Origin of the sequence: Ruegeria sp. HKCCD6157 (genome assembly GCF_013110685.1) — a bacterium.
Lineage (GTDB): Bacteria > Pseudomonadota > Alphaproteobacteria > Rhodobacterales > Rhodobacteraceae > Ruegeria.
Map to the genome: position 1 here is coordinate 1,012,783 of NZ_WVRB01000001.1, position 24,166 is coordinate 1,036,948.

General features: G+C 59.3%; 21 protein-coding genes. 13 read left to right on the forward strand and 8 right to left on the reverse strand.

All coding sequences use genetic code 11. The features are described from left to right. The first annotated feature begins 27 nt into the window (after positions 1-27). On the forward strand, positions 28-756 hold the full coding sequence (locus tag GS612_RS04725) for an STAS/SEC14 domain-containing protein (protein ID WP_171639237.1): 729 nt from the start codon (positions 28-30) through the stop codon (positions 754-756). A gap of 653 nt (positions 757-1,409) precedes the next feature. Here GS612_RS04725 and GS612_RS04730 read toward each other — a convergent pair. The 3 genes from GS612_RS04730 to ccmI are packed head-to-tail and all read right to left on the reverse strand — an operon-like array spanning position 1,410 to position 3,342. Then, complete coding sequence (locus tag GS612_RS04730) at positions 1,410-1,643, reverse strand: DUF1289 domain-containing protein (RefSeq protein WP_171167523.1); 234 nt, start codon at positions 1,641-1,643, stop codon at positions 1,410-1,412. A gap of 17 nt (positions 1,644-1,660) precedes the next feature. Further along, positions 1,661-2,125 (reverse strand): Holliday junction resolvase RuvX, encoded by a 465-nt coding sequence (gene ruvX, locus GS612_RS04735; RefSeq protein WP_171631328.1) that lies wholly within the window; start codon positions 2,123-2,125, stop codon positions 1,661-1,663. After that, complete coding sequence (gene ccmI, locus GS612_RS04740) at positions 2,122-3,342, reverse strand: c-type cytochrome biogenesis protein CcmI (protein ID WP_171639238.1); 1,221 nt, start codon at positions 3,340-3,342, stop codon at positions 2,122-2,124. The genes ruvX and ccmI overlap by 4 nt, the downstream gene beginning before the upstream one ends. A 176-nt stretch (positions 3,343-3,518) precedes the next feature. Between ccmI and GS612_RS04745 the strand changes: the two genes are divergently transcribed. The 4 genes from GS612_RS04745 (at position 3,519) to GS612_RS04760 (ending at position 8,809) form a co-directional block, all read left to right on the forward strand. After that, positions 3,519-4,763, forward strand: coding sequence for a sarcosine oxidase subunit beta family protein (locus GS612_RS04745; protein ID WP_171205004.1), 1,245 nt, complete (start codon positions 3,519-3,521; stop codon positions 4,761-4,763). 75 nt (positions 4,764-4,838) lie between these two features. After that, entirely contained in the window at positions 4,839-5,168 is a 330-nt protein-coding gene (locus tag GS612_RS04750) for a sarcosine oxidase subunit delta (RefSeq protein WP_152458389.1), read from the forward strand. 67 nt (positions 5,169-5,235) lie between these two features. After that, on the forward strand, positions 5,236-8,250 hold the full coding sequence (locus tag GS612_RS04755) for a sarcosine oxidase subunit alpha family protein (RefSeq protein ID WP_171639239.1): 3,015 nt from the start codon (positions 5,236-5,238) through the stop codon (positions 8,248-8,250). Further along, entirely contained in the window at positions 8,243-8,809 is a 567-nt protein-coding gene (locus tag GS612_RS04760) for a sarcosine oxidase subunit gamma (RefSeq protein WP_171639240.1), read from the forward strand. Before GS612_RS04755 ends, GS612_RS04760 begins: the two co-directional genes overlap by 8 nt. Before the next feature lie 33 nt (positions 8,810-8,842). Here the strand turns inward: GS612_RS04760 and GS612_RS04765 are convergent, their stop codons facing one another. Together GS612_RS04765 and GS612_RS04770 are read right to left on the reverse strand one after the other, a co-directional pair. Further along, complete coding sequence (locus GS612_RS04765) at positions 8,843-9,286, reverse strand: hypothetical protein (RefSeq protein ID WP_171639241.1); 444 nt, start codon at positions 9,284-9,286, stop codon at positions 8,843-8,845. Between the two features lie 51 nt (positions 9,287-9,337). Continuing rightward, positions 9,338-10,156 carry an FkbM family methyltransferase gene (locus tag GS612_RS04770; RefSeq protein WP_253286099.1) on the reverse strand — a complete coding sequence of 273 codons (819 nt, stop codon included), beginning with the start codon at positions 10,154-10,156 and terminating at the stop codon, positions 9,338-9,340. 43 nt (positions 10,157-10,199) lie between these two features. On the opposite strand from GS612_RS04770, the gene GS612_RS04775 reads away from it, so the two are divergent. The 3 genes from GS612_RS04775 (at position 10,200) to GS612_RS04785 (ending at position 12,362) form a co-directional block, all read left to right on the forward strand. Then, positions 10,200-10,799 carry a superoxide dismutase gene (locus GS612_RS04775; protein ID WP_171228054.1) on the forward strand — a complete coding sequence of 200 codons (600 nt, stop codon included), beginning with the start codon at positions 10,200-10,202 and terminating at the stop codon, positions 10,797-10,799. Between the two features lie 4 nt (positions 10,800-10,803). After that, a complete protein-coding gene (locus GS612_RS04780) occupies positions 10,804-11,682 on the forward strand; it encodes a metallophosphoesterase (RefSeq protein WP_171639242.1) in 879 nt (292 codons plus the stop codon). 218 nt (positions 11,683-11,900) lie between these two features. Next, on the forward strand, positions 11,901-12,362 hold the full coding sequence (locus tag GS612_RS04785) for a host attachment protein (RefSeq protein ID WP_152458383.1): 462 nt from the start codon (positions 11,901-11,903) through the stop codon (positions 12,360-12,362). Positions 12,363-12,405: 43 nt separating this feature from the next. Here the strand turns inward: GS612_RS04785 and GS612_RS04790 are convergent, their stop codons facing one another. Beyond that, positions 12,406-12,957, reverse strand: coding sequence for a TIGR00730 family Rossman fold protein (locus GS612_RS04790; protein ID WP_171327960.1), 552 nt, complete (start codon positions 12,955-12,957; stop codon positions 12,406-12,408). Between the two features lie 127 nt (positions 12,958-13,084). Here GS612_RS04790 and GS612_RS04795 point away from each other — a divergent pair, with 127 nt between their 5' ends. The 3 genes from GS612_RS04795 to GS612_RS04805 all read left to right on the forward strand — a co-directional run bounded on the left by GS612_RS04795 (position 13,085) and on the right by GS612_RS04805 (position 16,796). Then, positions 13,085-14,458 (forward strand): LysM peptidoglycan-binding domain-containing protein, encoded by a 1,374-nt coding sequence (locus GS612_RS04795; protein ID WP_171639243.1) that lies wholly within the window; start codon positions 13,085-13,087, stop codon positions 14,456-14,458. A 76-nt stretch (positions 14,459-14,534) separates the two neighbouring features. Continuing rightward, positions 14,535-16,340, forward strand: coding sequence for an ABC transporter ATP-binding protein/permease (locus tag GS612_RS04800; RefSeq protein ID WP_171639244.1), 1,806 nt, complete (start codon positions 14,535-14,537; stop codon positions 16,338-16,340). Positions 16,341-16,397: 57 nt separating this feature from the next. After that, positions 16,398-16,796 (forward strand): DUF2147 domain-containing protein, encoded by a 399-nt coding sequence (locus GS612_RS04805; RefSeq protein ID WP_171639245.1) that lies wholly within the window; start codon positions 16,398-16,400, stop codon positions 16,794-16,796. Positions 16,797-16,840: 44 nt separating this feature from the next. Here GS612_RS04805 and GS612_RS04810 read toward each other — a convergent pair whose 3' ends face one another. Further along, on the reverse strand, positions 16,841-20,629 hold the full coding sequence (locus GS612_RS04810) for an efflux RND transporter permease subunit (RefSeq protein WP_171639246.1): 3,789 nt from the start codon (positions 20,627-20,629) through the stop codon (positions 16,841-16,843). After that, positions 20,626-21,852 carry an efflux RND transporter periplasmic adaptor subunit gene (locus GS612_RS04815; protein ID WP_171639247.1) on the reverse strand — a complete coding sequence of 409 codons (1,227 nt, stop codon included), beginning with the start codon at positions 21,850-21,852 and terminating at the stop codon, positions 20,626-20,628. Before GS612_RS04815 ends, GS612_RS04810 begins: the two co-directional genes overlap by 4 nt. 226 nt (positions 21,853-22,078) lie before the next feature. Between GS612_RS04815 and GS612_RS04820 the strand changes: the two genes are divergently transcribed. Together GS612_RS04820 and GS612_RS04825 are read left to right on the forward strand one after the other, a co-directional pair. Further along, on the forward strand, positions 22,079-22,750 hold the full coding sequence (locus GS612_RS04820) for a hypothetical protein (RefSeq protein WP_171639248.1): 672 nt from the start codon (positions 22,079-22,081) through the stop codon (positions 22,748-22,750). A 44-nt stretch (positions 22,751-22,794) separates the two neighbouring features. Continuing rightward, on the forward strand, positions 22,795-24,117 hold the full coding sequence (locus tag GS612_RS04825; protein WP_171639249.1) for a PQQ-like beta-propeller repeat protein: 1,323 nt from the start codon (positions 22,795-22,797) through the stop codon (positions 24,115-24,117). The last annotated feature ends 49 nt before the right edge of the window (positions 24,118-24,166 follow it).

The window sequence follows — 24,166 nt, forward strand, 5'->3', positions numbered from 1 at the left end:
ATTGTTTGGCTTTGGAGGTTTTGACCGATGATTACGGTCCATACGAATTCTGATGGCGCGTTGATAGAAGTGGAGTTGTCGGGGCAAGTCAACAGCGCCGACTATGCCGATGTCCTGGTTCCTGCAATCGAAGCAGCGCTGACCGAACACGATTCCGTTCGGCTTTTGGCCATCGTGCAGCCAGAGTTCAAGGGGTATGATTTGGGCGCGGCCTGGTCCGACACCAAGCTGGGGCTCAGCCACTGGCGGGGGTTTGACCGGATCGCGGTTGTTGCCGATCAGGGCTGGGTGCAAACCAGCATCCGATTGGCCGCCCCGATCCTGCCATGCCCCGTTCAGGTCTTTGAACTGGCCGAGCTTGAAGCCGCCCGGCGCTGGATGCGCGAGTCGCTGGGATCCATTCACGTGACCGATCTTGAGGGCCCATGTGTGCAGATCAGCCTTTTGGGAAAACTGGACCCCGAGGAGTACAAGCAGGCCGAGCGCGACCTGGACGCTTTGTTGCATGACCGCTCCGGGTTTCGGTTGCTGATCGACCTGCGGGAATTTGACGGCTGGCAGGGGTTGTCCGCTCTTGCAGCGCATTTTCGTCTGGCCAGTCGCCACATCGGACAACTGGATCGCGCGGCCATCGTCGGGGACAAAAGCTGGCAGCACATGGCACAACGTGTCGCCAGTCATGTATTGGGCACACGGACTCAGTTCTTTCCGTCCGAGGAAATCGAAAACGCTAAAACCTGGCTGGCCGCGGGGTAAGGCCCTGCTCTGCGCCTCAACCTGCATCCTGTGATATTGCAGCCAACAGGCGGCTTGCGTGCTTTGTTCTCTGGTCAGAACAAAGCACCCTCGAGCGCGAATTGACCAAATCTGATTGGCTTTTTTCGCGGAACGACACTCACCACATGTCTTGAAACCGGTCTTGATGCCGTACCGGTCCAGAATTGTGACGTAAGGGAACGGGTGGGTTTTTCCGTGGAATTTCTGACCTTAAGGTCAACACGGACCAAAAACCGTGTGTTTTCCCCCTAAATTTGACCGGAAATGCCCTTACCTACGCCCTGTCGCTGCGGGCCTCCACTCACGTTGAACAGATGCGTTCATGAGCTGGCCCCTTTAAGGAGCTCGAACTCGGCCCGCGGCGGCACAGTTATTGGAAGCGGGAAGTTTGCGATGACACTTAGGTTATTGATGGAAAGATTTGCGGCACGCAAGACGCCAGTACTCAAGGCGGACAAGACCAGCACGAAACATGTCCAACGTGCAGAGAAAAAATACGGGACTGCAAAAACAAGCAGATCCGAAATCGCGGCACTGTTCGAGTCAGAGCTGCGCGGACAAGACACAAACGGGTCGGTCCGCAACAAATCCAATGACCACAGGGATACGTCCCCAAAGCAGACTGGCTGACTTCAGGAACCGTTTATGCGCGCTGCACGCCCGCCACGACGTTTGCTGAGGCGCGGCTTTCTGGTTGGCAGTTCTTCCATGATTTCGGCGCGTTCGCTGCTGTCCATCTTGGACCAGCGGGTGATTTCGTCAATCGTGCGATAGCAGCCGGTACAGATACGTTCAGTCGGGTGAACGACACAGATCTGGACACAAGGGCTTTCGACCTCATTCCTTTTCCAAACCATATTCGTCATCACTGGTCTCCGACCCGTTACAAAAAGCGCAGCCTGTCCAGCGCCCCTTGCAAGATATAGCTGGCCGCAACGTGATCAATAACCTGTCCGCGACGTTTTCGTGTCGTATCCGCCTCAAGTAGTGCTTTTTCTGCCGCAACCGTGCTGAGCCGCTCGTCCCAAAATCCGATGGGCAGATCGGTCAGGCGGGACAAATTGCGCGCAAATGCCCGCGTTGACTGGCATCTTGGCCCTTCGCTGCCATCCATGTTCTTGGGCAGGCCCAGCAAGATGCCCCCGATCTCGCGATCGGTCACAATTTCGATCAGGCGCGCGGAATCGAGCGTGAATTTCTTGCGCCGTACCGTTTCCAGCGGGCTGGCGACACCGCGCATCCGGTCGGACACGGCGACTCCGATTGTCTTTTCCCCAAGGTCCAGCCCCATCAGGGCACTCATCGGTTGCAGCGCGGCTGCAAATTCTTCGATGGCGTCATGGATCATTGAGCGATCCCGGCTTGAAGGGCCGCCGCATCGATGATCTGCAACGCCTCTGAATTGCCGGCAAAGACTTCCATGGCCTCGTCGCGGATATCGATGGCACGCTGGCCCTGGCCAAGAACGCCCAAGGCGGCGATCAGGCGGGCCCATTCCTCGGGAGATCCGCCTTCTGTCGCCAGCCGATCAGACAGCTGGTCCACCATGCCCTGAATCATCTGCTGCCGTTCTTCGGGGCTCAGCTCTGCGGCGGCGGCCATGTCTTCCTGGCTGGGGCCGGGTGCTGTGCTCAGATCCGGTGCATTGAAAACGCCGGCCCGAAAGGCCAGTTCGTCGATCTGAGCCCGAATTGCTTCGGCCCAGGGCGCACCCGCGGGGGAATCCTGCAACGTTTCGACCCACATGCGATAGGCAAGGTCCGGCCGCCCGATCTGTGCCAGCATCTGCCCCCAGTAATAGCGCGCCGGGCCGTGACGGGGGTTACGGTTCAGCGCTTCGATCAGCGCCTGTTCCGCTTCGGGTGAGACATATCCACCTGCGGCCAGAATCATCATTTCAGCCAGGTCCGCATAGGTATCAGCCGTGGCGCTGTCGCCTGACAGCTCGATCACCTTTTGCTGCGCGGTGTACCCATCCTTGAAGTTGCCCGCATTCGTCTCGTGTTGCGCCAGCAACATCTGACCCTGCAAATCGTCCGGCCGGCTCGCAACGGTTTCCCGCAACTGCTTCAGCAGGTTGGCATAGCTTTCTTCCAGCTGCGCAGGTTTAGGTGGGGTCGCCAGTTCTTCCGCGGCGCTTTGGGATGGCCGGTTGGCGCGCACTTCCTTGGCCAGTTCAAGCCGTGCGGTCAGCGGCATGTCAGGCAAACCCACGGCGCCGGTGCGATGATACATCGCCAACGCTCCACCGATCAGAAGCAACGAGATTGCAAGGATCGAAAACACCGAAACCGCACGAGATGGCCCGGCGCCGTCGCCCTCTTTCTTCATTTGGTCATCCGCGGCCAGAATGCGACGGGAAATTTCCGTGCGCACCCGTTCCGCGTCGGCCTCGCCAATGACCCCGCGCGCCAGATCCCGGTCCACACCGGCCAACTGTTCGCGATAAACCCGCAGATCGTATGCCGCCGCGGGTTCATCCCCACGGCGTTTGCGCAGCAGGGTAAAGCTGAGAAAAGCTGCGATCAGCAGCGCGACAAGAAAAATCAGAACCCAGAACGTCATGGTCCCTCCGAGGATGCTGCCCTGACTTAGACCTGTGAGGCGTCCGACAAAAGGGACAAATGGCCGCGAATGAGCGACATGTCGCAATAGTGCGATATTGCGGCGTTGCACGGCAGGGTTAAAATGCCGTCACACGGCATATCTGCGCCCAATCACCGAACCGGATGGATTCGCACATGAAACACTATTCAGCCTTTGCTGTGGCGCGGGAAGCTCTGCGCTATCACACCGGATGGGAGCGCGCCTGGCGCTCACCCGAACCCAAGAAGCGCTATGACGTCATCATCGTTGGTGCTGGCGGTCATGGTCTGGCGACCGCGTATTACCTTGGCAAGAACTATGGCATCCAGAATGTCGCGGTTATCGAAAAAGGCTGGCTGGGCGGCGGCAATACCGGTCGCAACACGACGATCATCCGTTCGAACTATCTGCAAGACCCGTCTGCTGCGATCTACGAGAAAGCGCGCAGCCTCTACGAGGACCTGAGCCAGGAACTGAACTACAACATCATGTTCAGCCCGCGCGGTGTCATCATGCTGGCGCAGACCCAGCACGAGATCCGCGGCTACCAGCGCACGGCCCATGCCAACGCGCTGCAAGGTGTCAAGACGGAATGGATCGGCCCCGAGCGCGTCAAGCAACTGGTGCCAATCATCAACCTGGATGGCCCCCGGTATCCGGTTCTGGGCGGCCTTTGGCAGGAACGCGGGGGCACTGCGCGCCATGATGCGGTGGCGTGGGGCTATGCGCGTGCCTGTTCGGCGATGGGTATGGATATCATCCAGCAATGCGAAGTCACCGGTGTGCGCTCGGACAACGGTCGCGTTGTCGGGGTCGATACCACCAAGGGTGCCATCGATTGTGACAAACTGGGCATCGTCGTCGCGGGCCATTCGGGTCAGTTGGCCGAGATGGCGGGCTTCCGCCTGCCGCTGGAAGCCGTTGCTTTGCAGGCGCTGGTGTCCGAGCCCATCAAACCCTGCATGGACGTGGTCGTGATGGCGAACACAGTCCACGGCTACATGTCGCAATCCGACAAGGGCGAAATGGTGATCGGCGGGGGAACCGACGGGTTCAATAACTTCACGCAGCGCGGGTCTTTCCATCATATCGAGGAAACGGTGCGGGCGCTGGTCGAAACCTTCCCGATGATTTCGCGCCTGAAGATGCTGCGCCAGTGGGGCGGGATCGTGGACATGACCGGTGACCGCTCGCCCATCCTGTCGAAAACACCGTTGCAGGGCTGCTTTATCAACGGCGGCTGGGGTACCGGTGGCTTCAAGGCAATTCCGGGTTCCGGCTGGGGGATGGCGCAGCTGATGGCGACAGGCCATTCACCGCTGACCGAAGCCTTCTCGATGGACCGCTTCAAGGAAGGCCGCTTCATCGACGAAAGCGTCGCCGCCGGGGTGGCGCACTAGGGCGATCCCCGAAGGTGCCAGAAAACAGAATTCAGGTCGGCCCCCGCGCCGACCGACCGCCAAAAGGATGACAACATGCTAATCCTGAATTGCCCCTATTGCGGCGTAGACGCCGAAGAAACCGAACTGGCCGCCGGCGGCGAAGCGCATCTGAAGCGTTTCGGTCCGGGCTCGTCCGATGACGAATTCCACGACTATCTGTTCATGCGTGAAAACCCGAAAGGCGTTCATTTCGAGCGCTGGCGGCACGCCAATGGCTGCGGCAAGTGGTTCCACGCCGCGCGCTGCACGCAGACACTCGAAGTGTTCGGCACCTATTCCGCGCAGGTCACCGAGCCGCCGCAAGACATCAAGGATGCCATCACTGCCAAACGGCCCGGCTGGACGTGGAGAGAGTTCTCCTGATGCTTCATCTTTTCAAAAATACTCCCGCCGGAGGCTTTGACGCCTCCACATGCGAAAGGCCCGCACAATGAGCACCCGTCTCGCAAAACAAGGCCGGCTGATTGACCGGTCGAAAAAGGTCACATTCACTTTCAACGGAACCTCGATGCAGGGCTATGAGGGGGATACGCTTGCCTCGGCCCTGCTGGCCAATGACCAGATGATGGTTGGCCGGTCGTTCAAATACCACCGTCCCCGCGGCGTTGTCGCCAGCGGCGCGGAAGAGCCGAACGCGCTTGTCGGCCTGGGGCAGGGCAACCGGTTCGAGCCGAACCAGCGTGCCACGACGACCGAGGTGTTCAACGGCTTGACCGCGATTTCGCAGAATCATTGGCCAAGCCTTGAATATGATATCGGTGCGGTGAACACGGCCTTTGCCCGGTTTCTGCCGGCTGGTTTCTACTACAAGACGTTCATCCACCCGAAACCCTTCTGGAAACACGTCTACGAACCGTTCATCCGGCAGTCGGCGGGATTGGGCAAGGCGCCCGACAAAGACAACCGGGATGCCGACACCTATGAACATTTCTACGCCTTTACCGATGTTCTGGTGATCGGCGGCGGTGTGGCTGGTTTGCACGCGGCCAAGGCGGCGGCACAATCCGGTGCCAAGGTCCTGCTGATCGAGCAGACCGCGCATTGGGGCGGTCGCGCTCCGGTTGACGGCGGCACCGTGGATGGTGAGCCTGTGGATAAGTTCGTGGAACAATTGGTTTCCGAACTCGAAACAATGGGCAACGTCATCATGCGCACGCGCTGCATGGGAGCGGGTATTTATGACCATGGTTATGTGTTGGGATACGAACGCCTGACGGACCACACGCCGGGCGTGCAGGGCCCGCGCCACCGCTTGTGGCGCATTCGTGCCAAGCAAATTGTGACGGCAACGGGTGCAATTGAAAGGCCATTGTCCTTTGCTGGCAACGATGTTCCGGGTGTGATGCTGGCTTCGGCCATGCGCGACTATGTCGTGAACTGGGGGGTTGCTCCGGGCGATCGGGTCATCGTCGCCACCAACAATGATGACGCTTACCGCACCGCGATTATCCTGAAACAGGCAGGTGTGGATGTTTTGCGCATTGTTGACGCACGGGCAACGGCTGGACCTTTGGCGGAAGAAGCCCGCCAGTTGGGTATCCGCGTTGATCCGGGCAAGGCCATTGCCAAGGTCAAAGGCGGCAAGCGGGTCAAAAAGGTTGCCATCTGCAATCAGGAAGGCATCGGCGGCGCGCGTGAAGAGGTTGAGGCGGATGCAGTCGCCATGTCCGGCGGCTGGTCTCCGGTCGTGCACATGTGGTCTCATTGCGGGGGCAAGCTGATCTGGGATGAGGCGAATGCGCATTTCCGGCCGGATCCCGAGCGTCCGCCGCTGGGGGCCGATGGCAAAGGGTTCGTTGTTGCTGCTGGCGCGTCCAACGGTCCTCTGGCGTTGCAAGATGTTCTGACAGACGCCCATGCGGCCGGTAAGGCGGCCGCCAAGGCGGCTGGCTTCAAGCCCAAGAACACCAAGGCGCCCATCGGGGAAACAACCGCCGAAGCGCCGATGGAAGCGGTCTGGCTGATGCCGGCAAACGCAGAAGTCCAATTGCGCATGAAATCCTGGCTGGACTTCCAGAACGACGTCAAGGTTTCTGACGTCCAACTGGCCGCGCGCGAAGGGTATGAAAGCGTCGAACACACCAAGCGCTATACTACGCTGGGCATGGCGACCGATCAGGGTAAGTTGAGCAACATCAACGGATTGGCGATCCTTGCTGATGCGCTGGAATCCGAAATTCCCAAGGTTGGCACAACCACCTTCCGCCCGCCCTATACGCCCATCTCGATGGGTGCGATCGGCGGTGAGGCCCGGGGTGAGGTCTTTCAGCCGATCCGTAGGACACCGATGCACAACTGGCACGACAAGAACGGCGCCGACTGGGAGCCGGTCGGTCACTGGCGCCGGGCCTATGCCTATGTCCGCCCCGGTGAATCCGTGCATGACGCGGTCAATCGCGAGGTCAAGAACACTCGCGAGAATCTTGGCCTGCTGGATGCCTCGACGCTGGGCAAACTGATCGTCAAAGGCCCGGATGCGGGCAAGTTTCTGGACATGATGTACACAAACATGATGTCCACGCTGAAGGTCGGCAAATGCCGCTATGGCCTGATGTGTTCGGAAAACGGCTTCCTGATCGACGACGGCGTTGTCGCCCGCATCGACGAGGACACATGGCTGTGCCACACCACCACAGGCGGGGCCGAGCGTATCCATGGTCACATGGAAGAATGGCTTCAGACCGAATGGTGGGACTGGAAAGTCTATGTCGCCAACGTGACCGAGCAATACGCGCAGGTCGCCGTGGTGGGCCCCAACGCCCGCAAAGTGCTGGAGAAGCTGGGCGGCATGGATGTCAGCAAAGAGGCGCTGCCCTTCATGGAATGGCGCGATGGCAAGATCGGAGGCTTCGATTGCCGGGCCTACCGCATTTCGTTCTCGGGCGAGCTGTCTTATGAAATCGCCGTTCCGGCCAGCCAGGGTCAAGCGTTCTGGGATGCCTTGATGGAGGCAGGCAAAGAGTTTGGGGTGATGCCTTACGGAACCGAATGTTTGCATATCCTGCGGGCCGAGAAGGGCTTTATCATGATCGGGGACGAGACCGACGGCACCGTGATCCCGCAGGATCTGGGGCTGCACTGGGCGCTGTCCAAGAAGAAAGAGGACTATCTGGGCAAACGCGCTCATTCCCGCAGCCATATGGCGGATCCCGAGCGTTGGAAGCTGGTCGGTCTCGAGACTGTGGACGGATCGGTTCTGCCGGATGGTGCTTACGCGGTGGGCGAGGGCGTCAATGCCAACGGTCAACGCAACATGATCGGCCGTGTGACGTCGACATATTACTCGGCCAATCTGGGCAAAGGCATCGCCATGGGGCTGATCAAACACGGCCCCGACCGCATGGGCGAGATCGTCGAGTTCCCGGGCACGGACGGCAAAACCTACAAAGCCAAGATCGTGGACCCGATCTTTTATGACAAGGACGGGGAGAAGCAGAATGTCTGAACCCATCAGCGCATTGAACCACGCCAGCTATGACGGCATCGCCAAGGTCCAGGAATGCGGCCTGCAAGGCATGATAACCCTGCGCGGCGACCTGTCCGACAAGGTGCTGGCCAAGGCCGTCAAGGATGCAACCGGTCAGAAAGTGCCGGGTCAGCGCCAGGTGCTTGTGACCGGCGATACCGGCGTGGCTTGGATGTCGACCGACGAGTTGCTGGTTCTGGTGCCTTATGCCGAGGTCGAAGCCAAACTGGCCGACATGGTCGGTGCCCTGAATGGCACCCATGCTTTGGCGGTCAACGTCTCGGATGCCCGCGCCGTCTTCAGCGTCTCTGGTGTCAGCGCAAGAGAGGTGCTTGGCAAGGTCGCACCTGTCGATCTGTCGGCGGATGCATTCCAGCCCGGCCAGATCCGCCGCACGCGTCTGGCGCAGGTGGCCGGTGCTTTCTGGATGGATGATGAACAGACCTTCCGTGTGGTCTGCTTCCGTTCCGCTGCGGATTACGTGTTCAAACTGCTCAAGGTGGCAGCACAGCCCGGCAGTGAAGTCGGGGTCTACTGAACAAAAAAGCCCCGGTTCATCCGGGGCTTTTTCTTACTTGACTGTCGAACAGGTGCCGACTCCGAAAGGTTTGTTGGTGAAATTTCCCTGAACGAATGCCATGCGGACGGCGATTGTATTGTCGGTTGTTTTCAGGTTCGCCTGATATCGAACGCGGACATTGCCGCCGGCACTCATTTTTTGATCGAGTTTCCAGATAATACGATATCCCTTGGCGCCGCGGTCTTTGAATTTTGCCTTGGCCCAATCCTGGTACGAAGTGGCGGCCATCGCCGAAGATGCGGCGGGGTCGATCCGGAACGCATACTCTGGCGCAATCCAGCCATGGGCGTCCTGTTTGGTCATCTTGCAATGATCGGTAACCGTTTCCGCCGCAGCGGTTTGCGCAAGCAATGCGGCGACTGCAATCGGTAAAAGTCTTTTCATTCTATCCACTTGGGTATGATTCTTGGTGTGTGCACTCAAACTGATACACATCAATGCCGCAAGCGGGACCTCGCGTGAAAGAAGAAAAAAACGCCTGACGTTCTACCCATGCAAGAGAACGGTGTGAAAACGGCTCAGGCCGTCTTCGGTCAGCAAGTCCGAAGTCTTTACAGGCTGCGCCTTGTCATCCGACAGCTTTGCGTAACAACCCAGTTCATCCATCAGCGCACTGACACGTTCGTGCCTCTGGTCTTCCGGCAACAGAGGTGCGTGAAGAGACAGAAGAAGGGCGGGGCGGCGTTCCTTCAGCCAGGCGGACAAAGTGGGGGCAACAATGAATTCCGCGCCTTCGATGTCCATTTTGACCAGCGATACCCGTGACAGGTCGTTTGACTTTTCGAATTGGTCCCAGGCGATCGTCAGCGCATCAGACCCATGCGCCCCGTCGTGCAGAAGCGAACTGGTGGAATCCCCGGGTTCACCGCGCACAGAAGCCATGCGTGCCACGCCAAATCGATCTGACAGGGCGACCCCGAATGCCGAAACGTTCTGAATGCCGTTCAGATCAAGGTTCCATGCCAGATGCCGAAACGCGGTCGGGTCAGGCTCAAAACACCAGACATGCCGTGCCCTTCGCGCACCATACAGCACCGTCGGGCCGATCCACGCGCCGATGTCCAGATAGTCGCTTTGCGGGGACAGGAACCTGTCAAGAACCGCAAATGTTTCGGGTTCCCAAGCGCCCGCAGTGGCCTTGCGCCAGAATTTCGAATGGTACGGGTCCAGACGAAACGGCTCGCCGTTCAGATTGCCCGCATAATATCCGCGGGCGCGATAGAACATCTTGCGCGCCTGTGTCAGCATCGCCTGCCTCCGGGTTTTCTTGCCACGCCCCTTGACCTGCGGCGGTTGCCAAAGCATTTAACCTTGGGAACCGCAACTTACATTTAAACAGGGGGCCGACATGGCTTTTGAACTTCCTGATCTTCCTTATGCACATGACGCGCTGGCAGCCAAGGGTATGTCCGCGGAAACGTTGGAATATCACCACGACCTGCACCACAAGGCCTATGTCGATAACGGCAACAAGCTGATCGCCGGCACCGAATGGGACGGCAAATCGCTGGAAGAGATCATCGTTGGTACTTACGACGCAAACGCCGTGGCACAAAACGGTATCTTCAACAACATCAGCCAGTTGTGGAACCACAACCAGTTCTGGGAAATGATGGGGCCGGGCGAGTCCAAGATGCCGGGCGAGCTGGAAAAGGCGCTGACCGAAAGCTTCGGTTCGGTAGATGAATTCAAGTCGCAATTCAGTGCCGCCGGTGCGGGTCAGTTCGGTTCGGGCTGGGCGTGGCTGGTCAAGAACGCCGATGGCTCGCTGGCCGTCACAAAGACTGAGAATGGCGTGAACCCACTGTGCTTTGGTCAAACCGCGCTGCTGGGTTGCGACGTTTGGGAACACTCCTACTACATCGATTTCCGCAACAAACGCCCGGCCTACCTGTCGAACTTCCTCGACAATCTGGTGAACTGGGAAAACGTCGCATCGCGGATGTAACGTATTGAACCGACGTCGGTTTATAAAGGGCCTGCTGGCGGTGACGCTGGCAGGCCTTGTCACGGCCGCCTACGGGTTCATCATTGAACCCGCGGTTCGGTTGCGCGTGCGCAAATGGCGCATTCAGCGGGACGACTGGACAGCGCCGCCGCTAAGAATCGCCGTACTGTCCGATATGCATGTGGGCGAGCCCCATGTCGGCCTGAACCGCGTAAAGCAGGTGGTCCGCAGAACCAATGCGCTGGCTCCGGACGTGATCCTGCTGTTGGGTGATTTCTTTGCAAGCCACAAAGGTGTTTCGGACACGGTCAAGATGCAGGACCTGGCCCCTGTGCTTGCCGGGCTTGAGGCGAAGAATGGTGTCTTTGCCGTTCTGGGCAATCACGACTGGTGGGATGACAGGTCGGCACAGCGGCGCGGGTCCGGGCCCAATCGCTATGCCGAAATTCTGGAACAGAACGGCATTTCGGTGTTGTCCAATGCCGCGATCAAACTCGAAACTCAGGGCATCTGGCTGGCCGGGCTCGAGGATCAGCTGGCGATCTGGCGCAACGGCAAGCCGCAAGGATTGGACGATCTGGAAGGTACTCTGGCGCAGATCACCGATGACGCTCCGGTTGTGATGATGGCGCATGAGCCCGATGTGTTTCCCACTGTGCCCGGGCGGGTGGCCTTGACGCTTTCAGGGCACACACATGGTGGCCAGGTGCGCCTGTTCGGCTGGTCGCCTGTGGTGCCATCGAAATTCGGCAATCGCTATGCCTATGGCCATGTACGCGAAGATGGGCGCGATCTGGTCGTTTCGGGCGGTATCGGCTGTTCGATCCTGCCGGTTCGTCTGGGCGTGACGCCCGAAATCACGGTTGTCGAGATGTCCGCCTAAAGGGTTGATGACCAGCCGGTGAAAACCCGCCGATACGTGCCCTTTCTGCATGACGGTATCTTGTTTGCTGTTTTCCAGTGCACATCTCTGTAGGGCAGAGGGAGAAACTACATATCATTTCAAACAATGATCGGGCTGCGCACTGTTCGTGCGTGAACAGCCCCGCATGTCCGGCAGGTCGAGGGATACCCAGAACACAACCTAATCAGGAGATCGCAATGGTCGCACTTACACAGGGAACTTGGGTTATTGTTGCAGATGGAGAGAAAGCGCTGGTGATGGAGAATATCACCGACGCCGACGATCCCAACCTTGTCGTCGTCGCTGTCGAAGAACAAGACGGCCCGACCGGAAAACCGACGGACCGCGCAGGTCGTCGCAACGACGGCGGACCAAAACAGAAATCGGCAATTGAAGAACCCACGTGGAAGGCGCACGCAAAATCTCTGTTCGTGCAGGATCTGGCGAACCTGTTGAATCGCAAGGGGCTGAAAGGCGCCTATGACAGGCTGGTTCTGGTGGCCAGCCCTCATGTTCTGGGCCTGTTGCGGCGTCGGTTGCACAGCGAGGTGCTGGGAAAGGTCGTGGCCGAGGTCAACAAGACCCTGACCAATCATCCTTTGCACAAGGTCGAACAGGTGGTGCGCCACAGTCTGCAACCCAAAGCCAGACTGGCCTGATCAATACGGCGGGCGGTTCGACCGCCCGCATGGTTTCCCATCCTCAAGTCAGCTTGTTCCGCAAGGCGGTCATGGCTGTATCGGCGTCTTCGACCCAGGTGATGAAATCCGCCAAAGACGTGTCGGCAAAGCCTTGCCCGATCACCTGATCCAACAATGTGTGCAACGCGTCCCAATAGCCGTTCACATTGACCACGACGATTGGCTTGTCATGCAGGCCAAGCTGGCGCCATGTCAGCGCTTCGAACAGCTCGTCCAGCGACCCCGGACCGCCCGGCAGAACCACGACGGCGTCGGCGTTCATGATCATGACCTTCTTGCGCTCGTGCATTGTCTCGGTGATCACGAAATGGGTCAGATCCGTTTTTCCGACCTCGCGCTTGACCAGATGCACCGGAATGACGCCGAAAGTTTCACCACCGGCATTCTGCGCGGCGCGGGCCACTTCACCCATCAAACCGACATCGCCGGCTCCGTAGACCAGCCGCCAGCCTTCCTGCGCCAGCAGGCTGCCGAACTGCCGTGCAGTTTCAGAATAAGCTTTCTCGGCTCCATTGCGTGACCCGCAGTACACACAGACTGATTTCTGAGACATCAAAGAGGGGCTCCGGGGTTGTGTCAGGGGTTTTGACCCGTGATAGCGGGATTGATAGATTGGCTCAACTGTCCGTCGGAAAGCTTTTCAACGCATAGCTTTTGCCCGGTGGAGTGAAAGGAAAATAATGGACGCCAAATCGGGAAACGGAAGCTCGGGCAATTTCATCTGGGGGGTGATTGCAGGTCTTGTTGCGATATTGGGCGCGGGTGGATTGTATCTGTCCGGCGTCTTCACCAAAACGCCCGAGCCGAGCGCCCCGCAGGAAACCGCCTCTGCCGTGGCCCCGGAACCTGTAGGGCAGGATGCGCAGGTTTCGGAACCGGAAGTGGCTGAACAGGCGGCTCCTGTGGATGAAGGGCCCACGACCGAGCCTGCCGAGGACACAGGTAAAGCGGCCGACGCCCCTGACGCAGATACTGCCGTTGCCAAGACGGATGATACCGCGCCCCAGCCAGCGGTCCCTCCGGCGCTGGATCAGATATTTGTTGAGCCAGATGGCACGGCGCTGTTGTCCGGCGATGCCGAGCCCGGCAGCCGGATCGAGGTGCTGCTGAACGGCGAACCCCTGCACAGCTTTACCGTGGACGGCAGCGGCCAGTTTGCCGAATTCGTTTCGATCCCGTTCAGCGACGCGGCTCAGGGGTTGGTCCTGCAAAGCAAGGATGGCGAACGGATCACACAGTCCGACGACTATCTGATTGCGGCATTGCCAAAGCCGGTCGAAGAAGCGCCTGTAACTGAAGAATCGCTGGCATCCGATCCGGACACGACGGCCGATGCCGAAGACGCCACGATCGCGACAGCCGATGAAGATGTTGAGCCCGAAACGACGACCGAAGTTCCGGCGCCAGAAACTGACGTGACCGGAACCGAACCCACCGTGCCGGAGGCCGAGGAAACGCAAACCGCCGACTTGCCGCCGCAGACACCCGAACCGGATCAGCAGATTGCGGTGCTGCGGTCCGGCGAAGAAGGGGTTGAGCTGGTGCAGCCGCCTGTGGTGCGGGATACGCCCCCCGATCAGATCGCACTGGATACAATCGGATATTCTGATACCGGCAATGTTCAGTTGACAGGACGTGTGCAGGACGGTGCAGCCGTTCGACTGTACCTGAACAATCGCCTGATCGCCGATCTCGACCCGAAAGAGGATGGATCCTGGCGCAGCGATCTGGAGGGAATTGATCCGGGTGTCTACACGCTGCGCGTGGACGCGGTGAATACGGACGGGACGGTGCTGAGCCGGGTCGAAACGCCGTTCAAGCGAGAGCCGGTTGAAGTGCTGGATGCCGCCGTGGCGGCCAGCCAGGCCAACGCGCAGGGCGAAGCAGCTGCCATCCGTTCGGTTACGGTTCAACGGGGCGACACGCTGTGGGCCATCTCGCGCGACCGGTTTGGCGACGGGGTCCTGTATGTACGGCTGTTCGAGGCCAATCGCGACCTGATCCGCGATCCGGATCTGATCTATCCGGGGCAGGTCTTCACCATACCTGAATAAGCATCGCCTTTGGCCCAAGCGGGCCGGGGTCAATCTCTGACCGCAGTTAAGGTACGTGATGAGACGAACACCTACTATGACCCCGGACGATACGGTGCCGCGCGACGAACGAAGCTCGGGCTGGCGCACGATCCGCAAAGTGGCACCCTATCTTTGGCCACAGGATGAGCCATGGGTAAAGCGCCGCGTGGTGATTGCCATGGTCATGCTGGTTCTGGCCAAGCTGATCGCGGTCTATACGCCGATTCTTTACAAGGGTGCGGTTGACGCGCTGGCAGGTGAGGGCGTGCCGCCGGTGGCGCTGGGCGCGGTCGGGCTGACGGTCGCCTATGGCGTGGCGCGGATGCTGACCGTGGGTTTCCAACAACTGCGGGATGCGGCCTTTGCGCCCGTAGGGCAAAGGGCCCTGCGGGCGTTGGCGCTCGAGACCTTTCGGCATATTCACAACCTCTCGATGCGTTACCACGTGTCCCGCCGTACCGGAGGGCTGAGCCGCATCATCGAACGGGGTGTCAAGGGCGTCGAGTTCCTGTTGCGCTTTCTGCTGTTCTCGATCGGGCCGCTGATCCTGGAACTGCTGCTGGTGGCGATCATCCTGATGTGGCTGTTCGATGTCTGGTATCTGGTGGTCGTCGCCGTCACAATCGGCCTGTATATCTGGTTCACATTTGCCGTAACCGAATGGCGGGTGAAGCTTCGGCGCGAGATGAACGATCAGGACACCGAAGCCAATCAGCGCGCCATCGACAGCCTGCTGAATTTCGAAACCGTCAAGTATTTCAATGCCGAAGCCCGCGAAGCTGAACGATATGATGTGTCGATGAAAGCCTATGCCGGGGCGGCTTTGAAAACGGCTTATTCGCTGGCATTTCTGAATTTTGGCCAGTCATTTCTGATCACCTGTGGTCTGATCGGTGTGATGGTTCTGGCTGCAATCGGGGTTCAGAGCGGGAACCTGACAGTGGGCGATTTCGTCATGGTCAACGCCTACATGATCCAGATCACCGTACCGCTGAACTTTCTGGGGACGGTCTATCGGGAAATCCGGCAGTCGTTGGTCGATATGGGCCAGATGTTCGATCTGCTTGAACAGCCCGCCGAAGTCACCGACAAACCCTGTGCGCCCAACCTCAAGGTGAATGGCGGCGAAGTCACGCTGGACGACGTGCATTTCGGCTATGACCCTGAAAGGGAGATCCTCAAAGGTGTTTCGTTGACCGTTCCTGCCGGGCAGACCGTGGCCATCGTCGGGGCAACCGGGTCTGGCAAATCAACCATCGGGCGGCTGCTGTTCCGGTTCTACGATGTGACCAAAGGAGCCTTGAAGATCGACGGGCAGGATGTGCGGGATGTGACGCAGTCCAGCCTGCACGCGGCCATCGGCGTTGTGCCGCAGGACACAGTACTGTTCAACGACAGCATCCGGTACAACATTGCCTATGGCCGTGACAACGCCACCCCGGAGGAGGTCGAGGCCGCGGCCCGAGCTGCGCAAATTCACGATTTCATCACCTCGCTGCCCGAAGGCTATGACACTATGGTCGGTGAACGGGGGCTCAAACTGTCAGGTGGTGAAAAACAAAGAGTCGGCATCGCGCGGACTTTGCTCAAGAACCCGCCGATCCTGTTGCTGGACGAGGCGACCTCGGCCCTGGACACCGATACCGAGCAGGACATCAAGGATGCGCTGGCGCGCGCAGGAGAGGGTCGTACGGTTATAACCATTGCCCATCGCCTCAGCACCATTGCCGAAGCGGACCGGATCGTGGTTCTGGAAGCGGGCGAGGTCATCGAACAGGGCACGCATGACGAGTTGCTGGCGCGGTCGGGGCGGTATGCCCAATTGTGGAACCGGCAGCAATCGGACGGGGAAGCGGCCTGAAGATCCAAACATGGGGCGAAACATGGTAGGATACACCAAACCAGGAGGGTGCCTGTCATGATGAAGCGACTGAAATCACGAATATCGTCTATTGTGATCGCGATTTGTCTGCCCGTCATTGTGGTGGCAGATCCCATCGTGGGTGTCTGGAAGACTGAACCTGACCGCAAAAACCTGATTTCGCACATTAAAATCACGGCGTGTGGAGATAAGTTCTGCGGTCGGATCCTTTCGGCCTATGACGCTTCAGGCAAGGAAGTCCAAACACCGAATATCGGCAAAAAACTGTTCTGGGACGTGGTCGGTGAAGGCGGTGGAAAATACGGCGGCGGCGAATTCTGGGTCCCGCTGATCAACGTGGATGCTGTGCCACAGATGACATTGCAGGGGGACAAGCTGCTGGTCAAAGGATGTGAACATGCGATTTGCGCACATCAGACGTGGTCCCGGTTGTGATGATGGCCAAATGAAAAAGGACCGGGAATACCGGTCCTTTTCCTTTATTCAGCAGCTTTCAGCGGCGGGCCAGAGGGGCGACCAGACTGATCTGATCGACTGTCCTGTTCCGGTTCTTCGGAACGCGTGTCGTCCTCCCACACGATTTCGGTGGCCTGCACCTGACGGGCAGAGCGCCCAATCGCCATGTCCTGCGCGATCTGGCTGGACCGGCCTGCGGTTACACGGGCCAGAACTCGGCTGAGCCAAATCGCATAGGTTGTCACCCATACCCGCAAGGCCAGAAGCGATGGCGTCACGATCAGCGTCAGAACAGTTGCAATGCCCAGGCCAAAGACCACCGCCGTGGCCAGCTGTTTCCACCACAATGCGGTGGGGCTGTCGATGGAATAGCCGCCATTGATGAAGTCCAGCGACAGGCCGAACATCATCGGCGTCAGACCGGCCATCGTTGTCAGCGTGGTCAGCAGCACAGGGCGGATACGGGACTCCGCGGTGCGGATGATCGCCTCGATCCTTGGCATATAGCTGCTGTATTCCTGATAGGTATCGATCAGAACGATATTGTTGTTCACCACGATACCGGCCAGGGCCACGATGCCGGTCCCGGTCATGATGATCGAGAAGGGCTGTTCCATCACGATCATGCCGATCAGAACCCCGGTGGTGGACAGAACCACCGCCAGCAGCACGAGAACCGAATTGTAGAACGAGTTGAACTGCGCCAGCAGGATCACGAACATCAGCCCCAGGGCGCCCATGAACGCGTTCACCAGGAAGGCGCCAGATTCTTCCTGCTCTTCCTGATCACCGGTCCATTCCCAGCTGATCGCGTTGGCGAACGGGCCGGTTTCCAGCCATTCCGTCAGCACCGCAATTCGCTCGTTCGGGTTGATCAGCGCAAACTGCGCGTCCCCGTCGTCGATTGCGCTGCGCAGCTGGTCGACACTTTCTGCGCCGGTCAATTGAACCAGTTCATATGACTTTCCACCCGTACCATTCAGAACGGTGCCGGTCGGGGTGTAGCCTTCCGTCACTTCACGCATGACGGCCATCCGCACCTGATTTCCATCGGGGCCTTCGGTCACGACCTTGCTCAGCCCCGGTTCGACATCCGCTTTGACGTCGTAGTATCGCTGCTGGTCGACGCGGTTGATTTCGGCCAGCTTGGCCACGGGTTTGCGCGTTACGAAGTTCGACAACGGCACCAAACCGTCCGGGGTACGAACCTTGAGTGTATCCAGTGTCGATAAAACGCGGTCTTCTTCGGGCAGACGAACGCGAATTTCGATCTCTTCGTCATTGCTGTCCGGGCGCATCTCGCCCAGCAATATGCCGCGCGTGACCAACTGGACCATGGCGCCGACGGTTGCCACGTCGGCTCCGAACCGACCGGCCTTGGCGACATCCACGTCAATCTGCCAGTCGATGCCGGGCAGGGGCAGGGTGTCTTCGGTCTTGATCAGGCCCGGCGTGGTGTCGAAAACCTCGCGGGCGGTGATCGCTGCCGAGGTCAGGTCTTCCCACCCGTCACCCTTGATGCGCAGATGCACAGGCTTGGCTGAAGCAGGGCCTTGCTCCAAGGGCAGAATCTCGACGATGATACCGGGGATCGTTGCAAGTTGGGCATTGAGTTCATCAATCACGAAGTCGCCGTCATATTCGGGCGCCACGAAGTGCCGCTCGAACAGGCCCCACAGAGCGGATTCCGAGATGTTGGGACGATCTTCCCACGGGATGATTTCGAACTGAACCCGGCCCACTGTATCGGCGGGCGCCTGAGCGCCACCGTTATTCTGGTTCAGGCCACCTTCGCCGGCAAAGGCAAAGACATTGATGACCGCGGGATGAGATCCGATGATCTCTTCGGCGGCAAGAACCATCGCGTCTTTTTCAGCCAGGGAAAGGTTTCCGCGAGCACGCACATATGCGGTGGCCTGTTCAGGTTCGCTTTCCACGAAGAATTCAACCCCGCGGGATTCCTGAGGAAACCAGACGAAGGCCACGAAATACACCGCCGTGAAAACCGTCAGCAGGGAAACGATCGGCATGATCGGATTGCCGACAAGGAACCGAACGACGTGGCCAAAAAACGTGTGTTCGTCCGCTGTATGAACGTGGTCTTCTTCGGCGCGTTCAATTTTGGCCGCGCTCAGGGTTACGGACCCGGCAAACGCCCCGAACAGGAACAGCAGGGCGCCGGCGATCGAGCCCCCGGGCAGCAGGTAGTTGGGGTTCAGAACCTGCATCGCGCCCAGAAAGATCATGTACAGCGACGGCGGCACCATCAGCACCCGTACCCACCAAGGCGTGCGCGCCCGCAACCACGTCGAAGACCGATCGAAGAGGCGGCTCAGGCGGCCGGATACACCGCCCATGACCGGCAGATAGATCAGCGCCACGATCAGTGAAGCCGACAGAACGAAGATCAGCGTGACCGGCAGCATTCCCATGAACTCGCCGGGAATACCGGGCCAGAACAGCATGGGCAGGAACGCGCAGAGTGTCGTTGCGGTCGAGGACACGATGGGCCAGAACATGCGCTGGGCGGCCTCGACATAGGCGTGCATCGGGCCCACGCCTTCCTTGATGCGTTTGTCGGCGTATTCCACCACGACGATGGCGCCATCCACCAGCATCCCCACCGCCAGGATGAGGCCGAACATCACGATGTTCGAGATGCTGACACCCATGACCGCCAGAAACGCGAAACACAGCAGGAACGAGGTTGGGATCGCAAAACCGACCAGCAGGGCGGCCCGCGTACCCAACGAGGCAAGAACCACGATCATCACCAGCGCAATCGCGGTCAATACCGAGCCTTCAAGCTGGCTGACCATCGAGCCGACGATGCGGCTCTGGTCGTTCGATGTACCCAGATCAACCGCCGCCTGAAGTTCGGGCGGCCACTTGGTCTTTGCATGCGCAATGGTTTCCTTCACCTGCGCGACGGTGTCGATCAGGTTGTATCCTTTGCGTTTGACCACCTGCAACGCGACGGTCGGTTCGCCGTTGAAACGGGCTGTCCCTTCGCGGTCTTCGAAAGTGTAGTTGATCTGCGCCAGCTCCCCCAAGGTGACGACCCGATCACCGTTGACCTTGATGGGCAGGCCGTAAACATCCTGTGCGGTTTTGAACGACGACGGTATCTTGACCGAGAAGGTGCCCTGCGCGGTTTCAACTTCACCGGCTGCAATCAACTGGTTGTTGTTCCGTACCACGTTGATCAGCTCGTCCGCCGTCACGTTGTAAGCTTCAAGCCGAAGCGGGTCGATCACGACCTCGAGCATCTCGTCGCGATTGCCTGCGATACCGGCTTCGAGAACGGAATCCAGAGCCTCAAGATCGTCCTGCAGATCCTTGGCGACACGGGCCATCGTGCGTTCGGGAACGGGACCGGTCAGGTTCACGATGACGATCGGGAATTCGGAAAAGTTGATCTCGGTCAGGGAATATTGTTCTGCGCCTTCGGGAAAGTCCGCCTGAGCTGTGTTCATTGCGTCACGCACATCGGCCATGATCGCGGTCTTGTCCCAACCGAAGTCAAATTCCAGCGCGACCCCGGCATAATTTTCGGCAGCGGTCGATGTCATTTCCTTGAGCCCGTCGAGATCCGCCAGTTCGGTCTCCATCGGCTTGATCAGCAGGTTTTCAGAATCCTCTGCGGAAATCCCGGGAAACTGCACAGATACAAACAGGGCAGGGATTTCGATATCCGGCTCGCCTTCTTTCGGAAGCGAGACATAGGCAAATCCACCGATAACCAGCGAGATGGCGATAAATGCCAACACCATGCGGGCCCGATCAGCGGCCCATGCGACAACACCGGTCATTGTGAAGCTTCCCGATAGGTCGGCGCAACGGTCACACCGCGTGTCACGAACTCTTGTCCGACAATGATTATGTCGGCTGTTTCGGGCAGACCGTCGACCCAGACACCCTCTGCCGTGTCACGCAGAATGCGGACAGGCAGGAAATCCACCACATTGCCGGTGCCGACAGTACGGACACCCAATTGACCCTCGTTGCTTAGGGTCAGGGCGGATTGCGGCAGCAGATGTGCCTTTGTGCCTTCGGCTGCGATGCGGATGGTCGCGGTCTGACCGTCGCGAATGGTCAGATCCGGGTTCGGAACCGTGATTTCAACTTCGAACGTACGCGTTGTTTCATCAGCCGACCGGCTGAGGAAAGTGACGCGGCCGCCAAGCTGCCGACCTGTGACCAGCGTTGCCGATGCCTCGGACCCCACCTGAACACGGTTGACTTCGGTTTCCGGCACGAACCCGACCAGTTTGATCGGATCAAGCTGAATGACGGTTGCGCACAGCGATCCGGGCTGCATCAGGCTGCCCAGTTCTGCGGTGTCGCTTTCCAGCAGGCCTTTGAACGGAGCTTTGATGGTCAGGCGTCCAACCTCTCGCTGCGCGGCTTCAACTGCGGCTGTGGCTGCTTCGATTCCGGCCCGAGTCGCCTCCAGCTCGGCTTCGGCGGATTTTACACCTGCTTTGGCGGCGCTCATCGCAGCCTCGCTGGAAATCCGGCGGGTTTCCGAAGCAAACCCGGTTTCCGCCAGTTTGCGCGAAGCCGTCAGATTGATTTCGGCCTCGGCCACACGTGCATGCGCCTCTTGCAAACGGGCTTCAGCCTCGGGAATGCGGCTTTCGGCTTCGAGTTTTCCGGCCAGCGCCTCGGCCAGTTGCGCTGGGCGCGTGCCGGGGTCGAGTTCACACAGAACATCCCCGGCCTCGACAAAGGCACCTTTGCGCTTGGGTTCCGAGATGACCGTGGATGTGGTTTCCGACAAAACCTCGACCTGCCGGTTCGCCTTGGTTTGTCCTCGCAGCAGAACCGCACTGTCAATTTCGCGCGCCTGCGAACGCAGGGCGACCACGCCAACGGCATCAATATCGGTCTCGTCGGATTCGGCGGCTTCGGTCTGCACCGCTTCTTCCGCTTCGCCACGCCCGGCGAAAGCAAACAAAGAGTCGCGCTCAAAAACAAGAAAATACAACGCAATAATAACCAGAAGGGCGTTGATGAAAGAAATCAAACGCATTCAGTGTTTCTCCTAGAATTCGGTGCCAACAAAAGCGGGGCCGTCTTGGTATGAAATGGGGCGTCGGCTGTGTAATTTCTACACTAAACTGAATAGTTCGGTTTAGTTTTTTTCGCAAGAGAGAAGCCAAGCGGTGAAAATGCGCAAAATCGGACCCTTGGCTTGGCGTTGGTGTCGGGGTATGACATGGCGCACTTATGCAAGACACACAGCCCAGGGGGCAGGAATGAGCGACACCGACAGTTTCATTGATGAGGTCACGGAAGAGGTACGCCGTGACCGGATGTATCTGCTGCTGCGCCGCTGGGGCTGGATTGGTGTGGCGGCGGTCGCGCTGATTGTTGGCGGTGCGGCGTTCAATGAATACCGCAAATCCCGCGATACGGCGCAGGCGCAGGATCTGGGTGACTCGATTCTGGCGGCCCTGTCGGAAAACGATTCTGATGCACGGGCGGCCGGTTTGCGGGAAATCGAAGCGCAGTCGCCGGGCGGGAATGCTGTTCTGAACATGCTGCTGTCTGCGTCCCAGCTTGAAGCGGGATCGCGCGAAGAGGCGGTCAACAGTCTGAACGCGGTTGCCGTGCAGGGGGATTTGCCCGAAATCTATCGTGCGATCGCAAGCTTCAAGGCGCTGTTGTTGCAAAGCGACACCTTGCCCGCCGCCGACCGTCGGCAGCAGTTCGAAGCGCTGGCAGCGCCAGGTGCGCCCCTTCGACTGCTGGCCGAAGAGCAGTTGGCCCTGATCGACGTGTCCGAGGGTAATGTCGATGCGGCACTGGACCGCTTGCAGGCGCTGCGTCAGGACGCCGAGGTCGGTATTGATCTGCAACAGCGTGCGGCCCAGCTGATAGTTGCGTTGGGCGGCGAACCCGAGCCATTGGTGGCGCAACAGGGCTGACCAGGCGGGACAAAAGACTTAATGACAGGCGAGTTCGGAACATCATGGTAACAAGACTAATTTCCCGCGCGGGATTGCCGGTTGCGGCACTGGCTTTGACCGCATTGACCGCCTGTGAACCTCCCGAAGCGATCTTGCCCGGAGAACGTGAAGACATCCGTCCGGCGTCTGATCTGGAAACAGTGGAAAAAAGCGGCTCTCAGCCCATCAGCCTGCCAGCTCAAAAAGCGAATGCCAGCTGGCCGCAAAGCCCTGGTACGGCTGCTTACCGAACCTCGAACGCAGCACTGCGTGGCACGCCACAGCGGGTCTGGTCTGTGTCGATCGGGCAGGGCGACTCGCGCAAGCAACGTATCACCGCCGAACCGGTGGTTGCGGGCGGGTTGATCTATACACTGGATGCGAGGGCGACGGTGTCAGCGGTCACGCCGCAGGGCCAGTTGGCCTGGGATACCGATCTGGTTCCGCCAAGCGACGGTGATGCAGACGCCACCGGTGGCGGCATGGCGTATTCGAACGGCGTTCTCTATGTGTCCTCCGGGTTCGGGCGACTGACCGCATTGGATGCAAAAACGGGCGCCGTGCGGTGGCAGAAGCGATTGGACGCAACCGGAAGCGGCTCTCCGATGGTCAATGACGGGTTGTTGTACCTGGTTGCGGGGGACGAAACCGGGTGGACCATCAACACCAAGGATGGGCGTATCGCCTGGCAAATCGAAGGCACGCCCAGCGTCGGTAACGTTCTGGGCGCACCGGCACCGGTGATTGCCTCGGACCTGGCAGTGTTTGCATTCGGGTCCGGCGATGTTGCGGCCACCTTCCGCCGTGGGGGCATCCGTCGCTGGAATGCGTCGGTCGCAGGCGGGCGGCGGGGACGGGCCGCCGCGCAGATCGTTGACGTGACCGGCAGTCCGATGGTTGTCGGAAACACAATCTATATCGGCAACCATTCTGGCCGGACCGTTGCCTTTGACGCTGCCACCGGTGAACGCCGCTGGACCGCCGATGAAGGCGCGGTCGACACTGTCTGGCCCGCAGGCAACAGCATCTTCCTGATCAGTGACCGCAGTCAGCTGGCGCGCTTGAATGCGGCCGATGGCTCGGTCATCTGGGCGCAGGATCTGCCAAGCTTTGTCAAGGACAAGCGAGGCCGCCGCGGACCGATCTTTGCACATTACGGTCCGATCCTGGCCGGAGGCCGTATTGTGATTGCGTCCAATGACGGGTATCTGCGCTTCTTCAATCCGGTTAACGGGGCACTGGTTCACCAGGTCGAAGTTCCCGGAGGTGCAACTACGGCTCCGGTTGTTGCCGGGCAAACGCTGTATGTCGTTTCCTCCAAGGGGGATCTACACGCTTTCCGTTGACGGCAAGATGCGCTAAAGGGCGCTCCTTGAGTCTTGAAAGTTGAGTATC